This is a genomic window from Anaerorhabdus sp. (genome assembly GCF_036641015.1).
GTDB lineage: Bacteria > Bacillota_I > Bacilli_A > Erysipelotrichales > Erysipelotrichaceae > Anaerorhabdus.
In genome coordinates, this window is the sequence record NZ_JAVWFO010000040.1 from 1 (window position 1) to 15,751 (window position 15,751).

At 29.9% G+C, this 15,751-nt stretch carries 15 protein-coding genes; all 15 read right to left on the bottom strand.

Translation table 11 applies throughout. From position 1 onward, the window contains the following. Positions 1 to 148 (bottom strand): NAD-binding protein (locus RR430_RS06690; protein WP_332508820.1); only part of this gene is annotated, 148 nt, incomplete at its 3' end. A gap of 4 nt (positions 149 to 152) precedes the next feature. After that, the gene (locus RR430_RS06695) at positions 153 to 1,214 is read right to left on the bottom strand and encodes an NAD-dependent epimerase/dehydratase family protein (protein ID WP_332508805.1); all 1,062 of its coding nucleotides are present in this window, start codon (positions 1,212 to 1,214) and stop codon (positions 153 to 155) included. A gap of 11 nt (positions 1,215 to 1,225) precedes the next feature. After that, on the bottom strand, positions 1,226 to 2,692 hold the full coding sequence (locus RR430_RS06700) for a nucleotide sugar dehydrogenase (protein WP_332508806.1): 1,467 nt from the start codon (positions 2,690 to 2,692) through the stop codon (positions 1,226 to 1,228). Positions 2,693 to 2,825: 133 nt separating this feature from the next. Further along, complete coding sequence (locus RR430_RS06705; protein WP_332508807.1) at positions 2,826 to 4,280, bottom strand: oligosaccharide flippase family protein; 1,455 nt, start codon at positions 4,278 to 4,280, stop codon at positions 2,826 to 2,828. Between the two features lie 43 nt (positions 4,281 to 4,323). Next, complete coding sequence (locus tag RR430_RS06710) at positions 4,324 to 5,508, bottom strand: O-antigen ligase family protein (protein WP_332508808.1); 1,185 nt, start codon at positions 5,506 to 5,508, stop codon at positions 4,324 to 4,326. Next, the gene (locus tag RR430_RS06715; protein WP_332508809.1) at positions 5,505 to 6,437 is read right to left on the bottom strand and encodes a glycosyltransferase family 2 protein; all 933 of its coding nucleotides are present in this window, start codon (positions 6,435 to 6,437) and stop codon (positions 5,505 to 5,507) included. The genes RR430_RS06710 and RR430_RS06715 overlap by 4 nt, the downstream gene beginning before the upstream one ends. A gap of 2 nt (positions 6,438 to 6,439) precedes the next feature. Continuing rightward, positions 6,440 to 7,324 carry an ATP-grasp fold amidoligase family protein gene (locus RR430_RS06720; protein WP_332508810.1) on the bottom strand — a complete coding sequence of 295 codons (885 nt, stop codon included), beginning with the start codon at positions 7,322 to 7,324 and terminating at the stop codon, positions 6,440 to 6,442. 37 nt (positions 7,325 to 7,361) lie between these two features. After that, complete coding sequence (locus RR430_RS06725; protein ID WP_332508812.1) at positions 7,362 to 8,408, bottom strand: glycosyltransferase; 1,047 nt, start codon at positions 8,406 to 8,408, stop codon at positions 7,362 to 7,364. After that, positions 8,408 to 9,499 (bottom strand): glycosyltransferase family 4 protein, encoded by a 1,092-nt coding sequence (locus tag RR430_RS06730; RefSeq protein ID WP_332508813.1) that lies wholly within the window; start codon positions 9,497 to 9,499, stop codon positions 8,408 to 8,410. Before RR430_RS06730 ends, RR430_RS06725 begins: the two co-directional genes overlap by 1 nt. A 23-nt stretch (positions 9,500 to 9,522) precedes the next feature. After that, complete coding sequence (locus RR430_RS06735) at positions 9,523 to 10,983, bottom strand: DUF362 domain-containing protein (RefSeq protein WP_332508814.1); 1,461 nt, start codon at positions 10,981 to 10,983, stop codon at positions 9,523 to 9,525. After that, entirely contained in the window at positions 10,983 to 12,305 is a 1,323-nt protein-coding gene (locus tag RR430_RS06740) for a hypothetical protein (RefSeq protein ID WP_332508815.1), read from the bottom strand. Before RR430_RS06740 ends, RR430_RS06735 begins: the two co-directional genes overlap by 1 nt. 8 nt (positions 12,306 to 12,313) lie before the next feature. Continuing rightward, positions 12,314 to 13,261, bottom strand: coding sequence for an ATP-grasp domain-containing protein (locus RR430_RS06745; RefSeq protein ID WP_332508816.1), 948 nt, complete (start codon positions 13,259 to 13,261; stop codon positions 12,314 to 12,316). A 4-nt stretch (positions 13,262 to 13,265) separates the two neighbouring features. Continuing rightward, complete coding sequence (locus tag RR430_RS06750; protein ID WP_332508817.1) at positions 13,266 to 13,796, bottom strand: GNAT family N-acetyltransferase; 531 nt, start codon at positions 13,794 to 13,796, stop codon at positions 13,266 to 13,268. A gap of 4 nt (positions 13,797 to 13,800) precedes the next feature. Further along, positions 13,801 to 14,457 carry a sugar transferase gene (locus RR430_RS06755; protein WP_332508818.1) on the bottom strand — a complete coding sequence of 219 codons (657 nt, stop codon included), beginning with the start codon at positions 14,455 to 14,457 and terminating at the stop codon, positions 13,801 to 13,803. Continuing rightward, positions 14,457 to 15,751: DegT/DnrJ/EryC1/StrS family aminotransferase (locus RR430_RS06760; protein ID WP_332508819.1), on the bottom strand; the 1,295-nt coding region annotated here is incomplete at its 5' end. The genes RR430_RS06760 and RR430_RS06755, both read right to left, overlap by 1 nt.

The window sequence follows — 15,751 nt, forward strand, 5'->3', positions numbered from 1 at the left end:
TTTCATTATCTTGAATAGGAGAGATTCTATTGTTTATCTTACTAATTCTGTCTTCGATAATATCTATTGCGATTACATGATTCTCTTGTGATAATAATGTTGCGATTGACAATCCTACATAGCCCGTACCTGCTACAACTATATTCATTAGGTTACCTCTTTCCGTCAATATAAAACTCTTTATACCACTCAGCGAACTTTCTCAGACCTGTTCTTAAATCTGTACTTGGTTTAAAACCAAAGTCTCTTTCAAGTGCACTAGTATCTGCGTAAGTAATTGGTACATCACCTGCTTGCATAGGCACAAGTTTTTTGTGAGCTTCAAAATCATAATCACTTGGTAATACTTCCGCACGTATAAGTTCTTCTTGTAGTATGGAAACAAAATCTAGTAAATTCTCTGGCTTACTGTTTCCAATATTGTATAAAGCATATGGAGGGATTGGTAATCCATCTCCCCCTATCTTCTTTTCAGGTGCTTTCTTAATCACTCTAATAATTCCATCAACAATGTCATCGATATATGTAAAATCTCTTTTACAGTTTCCATAGTTAAATATCTCTATAGTCTCACCTTTTATTAATTTATTTGTAAATCCAAAATACGCCATATCAGGTCTTCCTGCTGGACCATATACTGTAAAGAATCTTAAACCTGTAGATGGTATGTTATAAAGTTTTGAATATGCATGTGCCATTAGTTCATTACTTTTCTTGGTTGCCGCATAAAGTGATATAGGATTATCCACTTTATCATCAGTACTATATGGGACTTTCTTATTAGAGCCATAAACACTTGAACTTGAAGCATATATTAAATGCTCTACTCCATTATTTCCATCATCATAAGAATGTCTACAAGCTTCTAAAATATTATTGAAACCAATGATGTTTGATTCAATATAAGCATCGGGGTTTGTAATAGAATATCTAACTCCTGCTTGTGCAGCTAGATTGACAACAATACTAGGTTTATATTCTTCAAATATTTTTTCAATTAATGTTTTATCAGCAATATTACCTTTAATAAATGTCCATTTATTTTTTTTAATATTCTTTTCGATTTCTTCTAAACGCCATTCCTTAATAGAAACATCATAATAGTCATTCATATTGTCAATACCAATAATATGATAAGGACCTTCCTTAAATAACTCCAATACTAGGTTACTGCCTATAAATCCAGCTGCACCTGTTACTAATATATTTTTCATTAGTTATACTCCTAGTCTCTTCTAAACAAATCTCTAGTATAAACTTTAGATATAACATCATCTAAACAATTATCATATCGATTAGCCACAATACCATTAGATAACTTCTTAAATTTCCTTAAATCATTAACAATTATTGAACCAAAGAATGTTTCACCATTCTCGAGTGTTGGCTCATAAATGATGACTTTAGCACCTTTAGCTTTAACTCGTTTCATGATGCCTTGGATACTGCTTTGACGGAAATTGTCACTATTTGATTTCATAGTTAAACGATATACGCCAACAGAAACATCCTTTTCTTTACTTTCATCCCATGAATCGTTTACTTCATAAGCACAAGCAATTTCTAAAATACGATCAGCAATAAAATCTTTTCTCGTTCTATTACTTTCTACAATTGCTGACATCATAGTTTGAGGTACATCATCGTAATTAGCTAATAATTGTTTAGTATCTTTCGTAAGACAATAACTACCATAACCAAATGATGGATTGTTATAGTGTGTACCAATACGTGAATCTAAACATACATCTTCAATAATCTTCTTAGTATCTAGCCCTTTAAGTTCAGCATATGTATCAAGTTCATTAAAATATGATACGCGTACAGCTAAATATGTATTAGCAAACAGTTTAACGGCTTCAGCTTCAGTAGAACCCATAAATAATACTGGAATATCTTCTTTAATCGCACCATCTACTAATAATCCAGCAAATACTTCAGCTTTTCCCTTAGTTTCTTCATCACAAGACACAATAATTCTACTTGGATATAAGTTATCATATAAAGCCTTAGATTCCCTTAAAAATTCAGGTGAAAAAATAATGTTGCTAGTGTTATATTTCTTTCTCACTGATTCTGTATATCCTACAGGAACAGTAGATTTAATAATCACAATAGCATCTATATTAACTTCTAATACTTTTTCAATTACCGATTCAACAGCACTAGTATCAAAATAGTTCTTCTTAGAGTCATAATTTGTAGGTGCAGCAATAATCACATATTCAGCATCTTTATACGCAATTTCTGGATCAAGTGTTGCAGTAAGATTTAACTCATTTTCTGCTAAATACTTTTCAATATAGTCATCTTGAACAGGTGATTTCTTATTATTAATTAATTCTATCTTTTCAGGAATAATATCAAAAGCAGTTACTTCATTGTGTTGAGATAATAATACGGCTAGAGATAAACCAACATAACCAGTACCAGCAACAGCAATCTTCACACCCCTCTTTCTTAGTTCTTTTTTCTTAATTTCATCTACATAAAAATCAGTTGGATCGAATTCTAATGTTTGGCATAGAACTTCTAATTGCTGAATAGAAGGATAAAAGTCACATCCTTCCAAGCGACTTAGTACTGTACGGTTTATATCCGTTAGGTTTGCTAACTCTTGTTGAGAGATATTTTTTTCTTTTCTTGTATCCACTACTTTTTTAGCTAGTAGCTTAATTGATAGTTTCTTCATAAAATCTCCTTGTTGTTTTATGTTACATAAATATTGTGCATTGATATTCTAAGTAAATCAATATGTGCTTTATAACAACAAATACCACTACCTATATTAGAGTAGTGGCTTAGTTTGCTTGATAAATATTTGTTTAATGAATTAGATTTTTCTTGAATATATTTATTGTTTGACAAATAGATTTTCTTAATATAAATTTCGAAATAATTAATAAGCTTGCGCAAAAATAGTAAGTTGCCCCAATCAGGACTTCTAAAACAAGTAATAAAACACCTTTCAAAGGAATTACGTTTGAAAACAAAGTAACAACACAATACATAATCAGACCATTCAATATAAATAAAACACTAACCATAAAGGGTTTAATCAGGACTTTTTTATCCTCAATAAAGAACGACTGTATTAAACAGACTGTTATTTCTGATAAAACTGTAGCTATCGCAACACCAATATCTTTATAATTTTTAATCAATATAAAGTTTAATACCAAATTAACAGATGCACCAACAAACAAAGAAAAAATATATAATTTATTTTTATGTTGTGGAATTAATATTTGTGTTCTTATTACATTTGCCCACGCCATAGCAGGAAGTTTAATCGCTATAATTTTCATTAGTAAAACACAAGATAAGAAAGCACTACCATAATATAATGGTATCAGTACATCGGAAATTGCTGCTAACCCAAAAGAAAACGCACTTGACAGAAACATCACAAAAATCAAAGAATTCGTTATTGTTTGTTGCTGTTTTGAATAGTCTATTCCATTCGCACTCATTGCACTCATTCTTGGAAGCATCACAAGTCCAAAACTTGTTATAAATCCCATAGGTATAGCCACTAACTTCGATGAATATTCATAATAAGCGGTATATATTTCTCCAGATATACTCCCAAGCATAATTTTATCCATTGTTGTATATATGGTAACAGCAATAGTAGGTATAAATAAAATTATCAGTGGTTTGATTTCTAATAACACTTCGTTTATTTTCGGTTTAATAAAATCAAAGTATTTATGCCAACTCTTCCAAAGTATCAAATTACCTAAAAGCATTCCACCAGTCATAATTAAAGTGTATTTCCAAAGATCATTTTCATTTCTTACTATTACAAACAAAAGTATAAGTGTTACTAATTTAATTGTAATACCTCTTATTACAGTTAATTTAAAATTCTCGATACCACCAAATACCCACGCAATATCGAATATCGCAACAGAAACCCATATAGTCTGAATAAGAGCAATGGTTGTATTATTTTCAATAAAAAAGATAGCATAACTTACATACATAATTGTAACTAAAGATGCAAAAATGAATTGAACGCAATAAATTCTCGAAAATATCTTACTTCTTAAATACCTATCATTTTGAACAGCTGCGATACTTCTACTTCCATGATTCACTATACCCAACCTAGCAAGAGACAAGAATAAATTTGCTATGGATTGAGTGTATGAAAACACACCTAAATTAGATGCACCAAGTACTCTTGTTACGTATGGAGCAGTAATAAGCGGTATAATGATAGAAGAAATTTCGTATAGAACTTGATACAAATAATTTTTTTTGACCGAAACCATTCTTATACCTCCTAATAATTAAAATTTACATAATATTTAAAATCTAGTTTCTATGCAAACTCGAGATTGAGAATCCTATATATAACCAAAACTCTGTATTTCGCCAAATATCACCAGATAACATAGCGCCCGGCACTGAAATAAAGAACAATAAACTAAAAATCAAATATTGATTAACATCAATTTTCATTCTATTTACACCTCTCAAAATTATCGAAAACATTATTATAAACAGCAAAATTCCGCCATCAAATAAAAACTGCAAGATAAAATTATGAGGATAAATAATACCTGTGTAATATTCAAAAGATGAAACTCCGTGGCCAAATATTGGTCTAGAAACAAAGCCATCCCACCCTATAGAATAAATTTTATTTCGACCATTTAGAACTGATTGAGTTTTTGATAACCTAATTGTTTTTTCTATTAGTTGAGAAGAAATGGACATTTTTTCCAACACTTCTCCAATAAACTGAAGTATAAAATCAATATTCAATACAAAAAGAAACAAGACAACTAACCATAAAGTGATTTTCGTTCCTTTGAATATAATTTGATTTTTATTATAATCCCACTTAACAATAGACAAGAAAATAACTACAATAATTATACTTAAAATCGGACCTCTTGAACCATATTGCAACAATTTTAGTAAAATGGACAGCTGTAAAAAGGATAAAATCCCAAAAAAATATTTTTGTTCTTTGTTTTCGTGTTTTATTAATACCATAATATATATAATACTTGCCACAATAGGAATCATATATATATAAGATAAACCCATAGAAATATATCCATTTGAATCAACAATTATTATCTTATTTGAAACTAACAATAATAAAGTAGAAAAAATTAATAAATATTTAATTAATTTTGCTGCATCCAGTTTAATTATCATTCCAGAAAGAAGAGGAACAATTACATAGCTTACAATCGTAGTCGATGTGCTTGCGCTTTTTTGCGACAATAACGAGATTAAAAGCATAAATACAATATAAAGTGTAAATATGAAATTATACTTATTAATTCCTTTATATTTTGTTTGTAAAATCAATTTCAAAAATATAATCAAAATTAGTAATATTATACCAAAAAGATACATTTTTGACATAATGTATAAAGATGGAAATACAGTTCTAATAATTTGATTAAACAAAGGTATACTTATATAAGAAGCTACGAGCAAAGTTCCAATTTTGTTTAATTCTTTTTCGTTTAATCTAATCACAATTTCACCTTTATAATTTTAGATTTTTTTACAAATTTATTTTTTTCGACAATCAAAATAGATCTGAAAAAGTCTATTAAATTATAGTCCGGAAGAATTTTTTCAACTTCTTTCTTACATTGTTTAAATGCCATCAAAATTTTGAAACTTCTCAAATTCCTTCCTTGCAACATTATAAAATTACACGAAATAAAATCTCTAACACTTCTATTAGTCATCTCATTTGTATATGGTAGCATTTTTGTAACATAATGTAGTCGATGAGATACCTTTATTGAGTGTTCGGAAGGATTGTTTCTGTTCAACTCATACGACATAACACCCACCTCACTAACTGCTTGTATCTTCCATTTTTTTGCGATTCTCGCAGTGAATTCAAAATCTTGATGTCTTTTAAACGTTTCATCAAAACCACCAATATCCCAATAACAACATCTTTTAACCATTAAAGTGTCAGAACCAATCACAATGCTATGAAAAAGTAAGTCACGAAATAAGTCTCCTGATGTTTTTGGAATTTTTATCACTTTAAAACTCTCGTAGTTTAATTCAATGCCACAATATGCCATTCCAAAATCATCAGGCAAGGTTTCTAAACACTTGACTTGCATCTCGATTTTATCAGGTAAATACTCATCGTCATCATCGAGTAAAGTTATATACTCCCCTTTTGCAAACCTTGCTCCAGTGTTTCTAGCTGCTGAACCATTTTGATTTTTATTATGTGTTAAATATGTTATTTGCTTATTTCTTATATATTTTTCAAGATATTTTTCTGTAGAGATTTGTTCCAACGTACCTTTCCCGTTATCGTCTACAATAATTATTTCTAATGTTTTATAAGATTGATTTAATACACTTTCTACAGCTCGTTTAATAAGTTCGCTTCCTTTATAAGTAGGAATTATTACACTAACAAGTGAATTCATGTTTATTTCGCCTCCTGTTTAACCAAGCTTAAATCAATCCAACTTCCAAGCAACGAATCATCATTGTAATCATCAAAACCATCTAAACCTGATCCATCGAAAAAAGTCATTTCACCAAAATAAAGCTTATCTTCGATTGAGTACCAATCTACTCTGAGACACGGGATATCTTTAGATAAAATTGATGACAATTCTAACATTCTATCTAAATTTTTTGGCTTAGGAGTTAATTTTTGAGAAGCACCAAAACCCGAACAACAATTTTGAGTAATATTTGTTTTATTCCAATCAATATCATAATAATCTTGAGTTTGTTTGTCGGTAAATCTCCCCATGTTTAACTGTATTAATTTAGGTACGCCATTGAAACACAGCACTTTATAATCATTTAAACTTTCATCAGCGTTATTTTCAATATATTCTTCAGCAATGATTTTATGTGGAACATTTTTATATGGCCATTCTCTTAAATATTTATAGTAGTCTTCCTTCAAGCCAATTTCTAGTCTTTTATTAATTTCCTCAAAATTTGCAACTTCTTTATTTTTACAAATATACATTCCAGTACCAGAATTATGAGTACATTTTATAACGAACTTTTGAGGAAACAGAGAATAGTCTATATCTTGTACATTTTCCCAAATACCTATATTTGGTATAACATATTCCTTACCAATTTTTTTAGTCACATATTCTTTAACAGCAGATTTATCGACTAATGTGGTATATAATTCTTTTCTATCATGTAGTTTTAACCATTGTAGTTTTTCATTATAGGTTTTTGGGTTTCTTAAATTCAATATTCTATGCATATGATAAATATAAATAAAATGTAAGTAAACTTTGTCGGGCAAAATCTTTGCACACCATAGTATAAATTTTTTCATAATTCCTCCTAAACGATATATTCGAGACAATATTTAATTAATCCATAAAACCATGCCATTTGTTTAATACCTGATTATAATCAAATTTAAATGAAGTTATTATTGCATTCTTCTCACACATTTTTCTATAATTATCATCATTTAACATTTTTCTAATCGCATTAGATAATTCTATTTTATCTTTTATCGGAACAACCATTCCATTCATGCCATCTATATATTCACTCGCGCCCGCACAATCTGTAGATATACAAGCAATCCCCATAGCAAGAGCTTCTAAAAGAGCATTAGATAATCCTTCATAAGTAGAAGATAAAACAAATAATTTTGCATCAGAAATGTATTCATGTACATTTTTTTTACCACCAGGTAAAAATACTCTACCTGTCAAATTATTTTTTTCAATCTGGTATTCAAGGTCGTTTCTAAGTGCACCTTCTCCATAAATCGTTAATGTGTATTCAGGGAACTCATCCTTGATTTCCATAAAAGATTCAATTAATAATTTATGATTTTTTTGATTCTTTAAACTTCCAACAGATACAATTCTATTTTCTCTCTTTTTTGATGCTTTTGTTTCAATATATATTGGATTAGGAATAACACAACTATTTTTAATTTTTGAGAAATATGATTTTACATATTCTGTTTGAAATATCACTCCGTTTGTACGAGGGTACAATATTTTGGTAAATATATCAACTAATTTCGATCTTCCGTCGTATCTCGGATCGTTCCTTTCGGAAACATATAATTTTTTAACATCTTTTCTACATGCAAAAAAAGTAATAATATTTATTCTAGCTGTAAACGATAATAATATATCAGGTCGATTTGTTTTAACATAACTATTTAGTTTCTTTACCCAAATCGGTAGTCTTTTAATTCTCGAAGGTGTATTACCACTAAAATCAATAATTCTTGTATTTGGATGTAAATCATAAGATACTCTATTGTCTAACAATACGATAATATCTGTATCCCATCCCAGTCCTGCATAATCGCGTGACAATACCGATATTACCTTTTCAGCACCACCTTGACCCATACTTCCTAAAATAAAAGCTATCCGTTTATTAGCCATTATAGCACCTCATATATTTCATCTATCATCCTAATTATCGATTCAATGCTGAATTTCTTTACTTTTTCTTGATTATATTTTCCTAATATATTTCTATCAGATATAATAGCTTGATTTATAGCATTTCTGCATTCTTCAACATTTTTAGGATTAAATAAAAAGCCACCCTTGTCATCTATCAAATCAACATTTCCTCTTATCTTACTAGCAACTACAGCTTTCCCAGCTGCCATCGTTTCCATTAAACTAACCGAAAGACCTTCTCTAAAAGATGCGAAAACAAAAATATCTGCAGATTGTAATAAATCAGGAACATCATTCCTAAAACCTATTAACTTGACCTTATTATCAATGCCGTATTTTTTAGTTAAATTTAATAGATATTCTGATTTTTGCCCAATCCCTGCTATCACATAATAAACATCCATATCTTTAATTGCTTTAATTACTGTTTCATGATTTTTATTATCGTTTAATTCGCCTATAGATAAGAGCATAATTGAATTTAAAGGTATACTTAATTCTTCTCTTTTTGAAACTGGACTATTTTTTTTAATCGAAAATTTATTTAAATCAATTCCTACTCCAGGTACATATTTGATATTTTTTGCTTTTATAAATTTTTGCGCAAATTCAAAATCTTCTCTATTAATCGTTATCAAAGTACTTGTCCAGTACGAACAGATTAATTCAGCAGGATAGTATAATAACCAATTTTTTAATGGCGCTCCTTTGTAAAAATGAAAACCATGTACAGTGTAAATAATTTTTGTCCCATTTTTTTTACTCTTTCTAGAAGCAAACCTAGTAATAACAGATGCATTAGGAGTATGACAATGAATTATATCGTATTTATTTTTATCAACTAATTCTCTAATTTGTATACAGGCTTTTAAATTATCTAAGGAAAATGGAGTACGAGAAAAAGGTATATCAAATACCTCTACGTCATATTTCGAAACATTAAATGATTCATTAACTGAACAGTTGCACGCTAAATGTACAACATGTTTATTCTTAATTAGATGTTCAAATTCCGCCTTAAAAAATGACATCGTTCCTAATATTGTAGTCACATATAAGATTTTCATTCTATCTCCTCGATTATTCTAAATTATTTATTCTTATAAGTTAGGCAATCCCATCCGTTTGGTGGAATAAAATGCCCATTTATTGCAACAGGCATGTTCATGATGTTACATCTCCCGATTATCTCCTCGTTAGAAGATATTAATATATCGGTTTCTTCTACACTTGTAATCTTATATTTAGCAATATTTGGTATTTTATGTAATACAGGAAGAAATTCACGCTTAAAACCCATCAATTTAATTACTGCCAAGTCAAATGCAACAGGATCTTCTGAACATAATATTATTCCCATCTTTTTTGGAGAAGGTGCTAATGGACCGTTTTTTTCTCCAGACACAATCATATCTCCTATTGTCAAAAATTTTCTCTGCGGTTCAACACACATAACACCATTAATATCAGAATAAATCATTATTCTGTTAATATCTAAAATAGATCTCCAAATTGTATCATTCTTATACCAATTTCCAGTACCGAAATACTTTTTATGAGTTATTCTCCTAAATATATAAAATGGGATGCGTACACATTTCACAAGATTACCTTTTAGCTTTTGATGCGTTGCTTGGTATCTGTTCTCTCTATCTCTTAAGACATTTTCTGTCTCAAAAATTATTTTAGGCCCAAAATAAGTATCACCGCCTTCTTCGATACTTCCTGTGACATTATGCGGAATAGAAGTTTTTCTAGAACAAACACCTATATAATTTTTAAGTGCTGCAGTATAACCGGCTTTTCTGTGCGTTTTTGGCTTGGGAAGGTTTATTATTACGTCAGATTCTAAAACTTTTTTATTAACACCATATCTATGGTGACCTTTGTTATGATAAAAAGTATTCATTTCTGTTGAATCTACTATTCCATTTCTATAACGTCCAACGTTATATTCCAAGTCCGAAAATAACGAATCATCTTTCAAATCAACTATAACTTCAGATTCACCTGAAGTTTCTTTAACACTATTCCCGAAGCCTGTTGTAATATCTTCTCTAAAATCAACGATTTCTAATTTGATATTTCTTTTTTCACATGATTCCCAAACAATATTGTAGTTTGCATTATCCATTAATTTATCAAGCTTGCAATTAGGCATAGGCGAATCTCCTACAATTATTTTCCCCGTGCCTTTTAAAGCGATTACAACATAATCTATAATAGCTCTAATAATTGATGCGTGGGTAACGAGGCAATCTAGCCCAGCACTTTTATTTTCATTTTTCTCTTCAACCCAATTAGGTTTAATGACAACACAATCACCTTGTTTAATTATTTCTCCTAACGGATTCCATTTTTTCGTGTTGTAGTTATTTGAATCTAAACCATATCCACGAAGACATTCTCTAACCATATCATAAACATAATTAGGTTTATCACTAATGTCGTCCCATAAATATTCCGGATATTTTTTTGAAGGAGCATATAACGCATCTATCTCAGGATATTTCGCTTCATTACGATGTTCTATATATACTTGCATATTCATTATTTACCTTTACAATACCATTCATTCACTATATATCTACGTTTACCCGATTTTAATACAGGTATCTCATTAACTTTTTCTATATCTATTTCAGAATCAATACCTAAAATACTTGTAATTTCATTAGCTAATTCATTAATTCTATCGAAACTATTATCTATATTAATTTTTAATTTATAGCTTTTTTTATCTAATTGTATCAACTGAAATTGTCGTACATCAGGGAATGACCACATACAGTTAGTGATTGTATGAGGAGATAAAGGATTTCCTTTAGAATCAAAAATTAAGTCTGTAATTCGTCCGCTAAAATGGCTAATTACTTTTTTATTTCTTCCGTTAATATTTATTGTCTCAATTGCTCCAGCATCCCCGGTATCATATCTAATCATAGGCATTGCGTAATTAAATAAATCTGTAACAACAATTCTGCCTATTTGGCCATTAGGAACTCTTTTCCCATCATCATCTACTATTTCCACAATATAATCTGCTTCATTTATTGTAAATAAATTATTGACTCCTTCATCCTGACCCAAAACTCCATTTTCTTCATTCGAATACCTAGATACCATTTTACAGCCGAAGACATCTTCCATATTTTTTCTAGTTTCATCAAACAACATGTCAGACCCACTAATGATACCTCTTACTCCATACATTTTTAAATCATATATTTTTTTTTTATTTAAATATTCATTTAACACTGTATACGTTGAGCCATAACCAAGTAATGTCGTACCATTCATCGTGCCATATTTTTTTACTTGATCAAGTATATCTTTAATTCCTGTATCACTTAATGAATTGCACTGTATAAGAGTCTGATTTTGTATAAACTGTTTTAAATATGGTTTACTATTTTGTTTTACTATAGTTCTTATATAGCTTAGATTATCGCCTAATCTATAACCTATTTTTTCACTATAGTATATAATTTCTGCATTAACTCTTCTTTTTTTATTTATATCTTGATGGCAAATAAAAGGTGTTCCAGTAGAACCACTTGTCGCCATTCGAATCAAATCGCTCTTTTTATATTTATTAGAAAAAAAACAATCTTGACTTTCTCTAATAACATTTTTGTTAATAATTGGAAATTCACAAATATCTTTTTCTGAATATTTTTCATAATAACCCGTAGTTAAACACGCGTGATTTCGCAAATTGTTCCACATTTTTCTTTGGTATTCAAGCACATATTCATCATTGCTATTGACTAAATCAATTTTTTTAATAGTTATATATGAATCAAATATCATCCCACCTTTTAAAGAATCTATCAGCCAAAATATTCTTTCCCTCAATCTATTCAAAATCATAAAATCACCTATTTTCTTATCATTAATTCATTGTATTTCATCATATAGATTCCATCATCATATGAACCTATATTCTTTTTGTTTTCTTTATCTTCAATATTATTTATAATTAGTTCCATATAATTGCATCCACTTTCATAAGCATGTGGATAACCACCCCCAAATCTTGGGTTCACCTCAGAAATATAGTATTCACCATCTACATCAAATATATCGATATCAATTTGACCTTTATAACCAGCTTCCTTAACGAATTTTTCTATTAAAGTAAAAAGTTCATCATCTTTGAAACTTACAGCTTTGTCCGTTTCCCCTGCTCTCATAATAATTTTCTTTTTTGTAAAGATAGAAATAATCTCTCCAGAAATCATATCAATATAAACGTCGGCACCAATTTCTTGTCCTTTTAAATATTCTTGAATCATCATATCATCACGTTGTTCAAATAAAAATTTGGCTGTTTCCTCATCATCTGCTTTCGCGATTGCGATACTTGCACTGCCTTTTACAGGTTTTACAAACACAGGGTAGTTAACTCCTGAATTTTTAAAATCTTTAAAACTCATAAATGATTTAGCACATTTATATCCATGTTCAACAAGCCATTTATACATTTTGAATTTATCCAAGCTAATTTCACACAATTCAAAAGGCGAACCAACTACAGTGACGCCCAATTCTTTAAACGTATTTTCATTTTCAGCCAGTAAGCTAAGCTCCGGATCTATTAAACTTAAAACAGCGTTTATATTTTCTTTTTTACAAATATCAAAAATTACATCAATATAACCTTCATCAGTTATACGCGGTACTTGATAAAACTTATCAGCCTCATACACTGCAGGAGCCAATTCACTCATATCAGTAGCAACCACTCTACCATTACCGTTTAAAGTTTCTTTAAAGTACTGAACTATCTTAGTTCTAGTTCCAACACTAAGTATTAAAATGTTCATATCTTTATTCCCCTTTCTTTACATGTTTGATAACGGAATATCTATCTCTATCTATAAACCTATTTTTCCTTTTAGAATATAAATCTTCTACAAAATGACCTTCTTGTTTAAAACCAACTTTTTCATACAGCTTTATAGCACTTTTGTTTTCTGAATCAACATTTAAAAATATCTTATTTAGTTTTAATACATTAAATCCATATTCAACAATAGCCTTTGTTGCTTTTGCTCCAATTCCTTTTTTTTTAAAAGATGTATCACCTACTGTGATGTAATATTCGGCTTTGCGATTGATATTATCTATTCGTAAAAGACCAATCACACCAACAGGAATCCCATTATATTCGATGGTACAATCAACTCTCTTACTATTATCTTTGCCGTTAAACCATTCGCGAGTTCTTTCGACACTTGCTGGCAAATCATAATGTAGAAATTGATTATTATTAAAATCGTTTATCCATTTTACTTTTAACTCTATATCTCGCTCTTCGAATTCTCGTAAAATTACATCGTCATATTTTGCAATTATCATAATTCTAACCTCTATTATTAGGATTTATAGCTCCGCTTTCTGTTAGCTCCCAGTCAGAACGTTCGACTAAAAATTTAGTGACTCTAAAATCTTTACCTACTAAAATTTCTGATCTTCTGACAACTTTCGTAACAGTATTTAAAATAATCTTAAAATCATTGATAAAAGTAATATCATTAACATATTCGATATCAAACTCAAATTTTTCCTCCCATGTTAATGTATTTCTTCCATTAATTTGAGCTAGTCCAGTTAATCCAGGTCTAACATCATGTCTATGTTTTTCTTCTTTTGTGTAATAAGGCAAGTACTCAACCAATAACGGTCTTGGACCAACAATACTCATATCACCTTTAAAAATATTAAATAATTCTGGTAACTCATCTAAACTAGTAGAACGTAGTAATCTACCAAATTTTGAAAGTCTTACTTCATCTGAAAGTAAATTACCATTCTCATCTCTTTGATTTGTCATAGATCTAAATTTATACATTTTAAAGATTTTTTCATCTTTACCTGGTCTTTCTTGAGTAAATAAAACTGGAGACCCTAGTTTAGTTCTTACTAAAATAGTAACAATCAACAATACAGGAGATAATACAATTAAAGCTGTTCCAGAAAGAATAATGTCTAATAGTCTTTTTATATAGGTTCTATACATTATTCAAAACACTTTCTAATAACTTTAATAATTTCATCTTGATCTTGAATAGTCATTTTATTGTCACTTGGCAAACATAATCCCCTATCAAAAATATCTTCTCCAAAACTTTTAGTTTCCCCTGCAACATATGCGTTTGTTTTAGCTCTTATACTTCCGTTTCTCCCTATTATGTCATTAGCCATATATATAGGTTGTATATGCATAGGTTTCCAAATAGGTCTTCCTTCTGCATTCATTTCAATTAATTTCTCTAGAATTTCTGTTGGACAGCTCTTTCCTTTTTCTGCAATAAATAATGCTTCGCTAGCACTTCTCACTTGTTTACACATTGCTTCTTCATCAATGATTAAACAACTCAACCAATAGTTTGGTTCACTACCCTCCATAATTGGATTGACTTTAACGGGTAATCCTTTTAACCCTTCTTTATATCTTTCATAGATTGCTTTCTTTTGCGCAATATGTTCTTCAAGGTATTCATATTGTCCTCTAACTACACCAGCAATAACATTACTCATTCTATAGTTGTATCCCACTTCTTCATGTTGATACCAAGGCGCATCTTCCCTAGCTTGTGTTGACCATTTACGAGCTTTGTTTGCATCCTCAATATCATTAATTAATAGACATCCTCCAGAAGATCCGGTGATGATTTTATTTCCGTTATAACTGATTGTTGCATAATCACCAAAAGAACCAGTTTGTTTACCATTAATAGTTGCACCCATTGATTCAGCTGCATCTTCAATTAATAGTGCACCATGTTTTTCACAAATTTCTTTTAGAGCTACAATATCTCCAGGGAAGCCATATAAATGAGCCATTACAACTAGTTTAACTTCAGGATAAATTTCGAATGCTTTTTCTAAAGCTTTGGGATCCATATTCCATGTCTTAGGATCTGTATCAATAAATACTGGATTCCCACCTTCATACACAACAGGATTAAGTGTTGCGCAGAATGTCATATCACTGCAGAATACTCTTCTACCTTCAATCGAACCATGACCTACCATTGGTTTTCCATATAGTTTTTCACCAGCTAATTTAACAGAAAGGTGAAGTGCACTAGTACAATTACAAAGTGCAACCGCATGTTTAACTCCTGCTCTCTCAGCTGCAATTCTTTCTACTTCATTAATATTCTTACCAACAGTAGACATCCAGTTTGTTTCATACGCTTCTTTAACATATTCCATTTCTGGACCATGCATAGTTGGACTTGATAGCCATATTTTCTTTTCGAATTTTTTAATGTCCCCTTTAAACATAGTATTTAACTCTCCCTTAT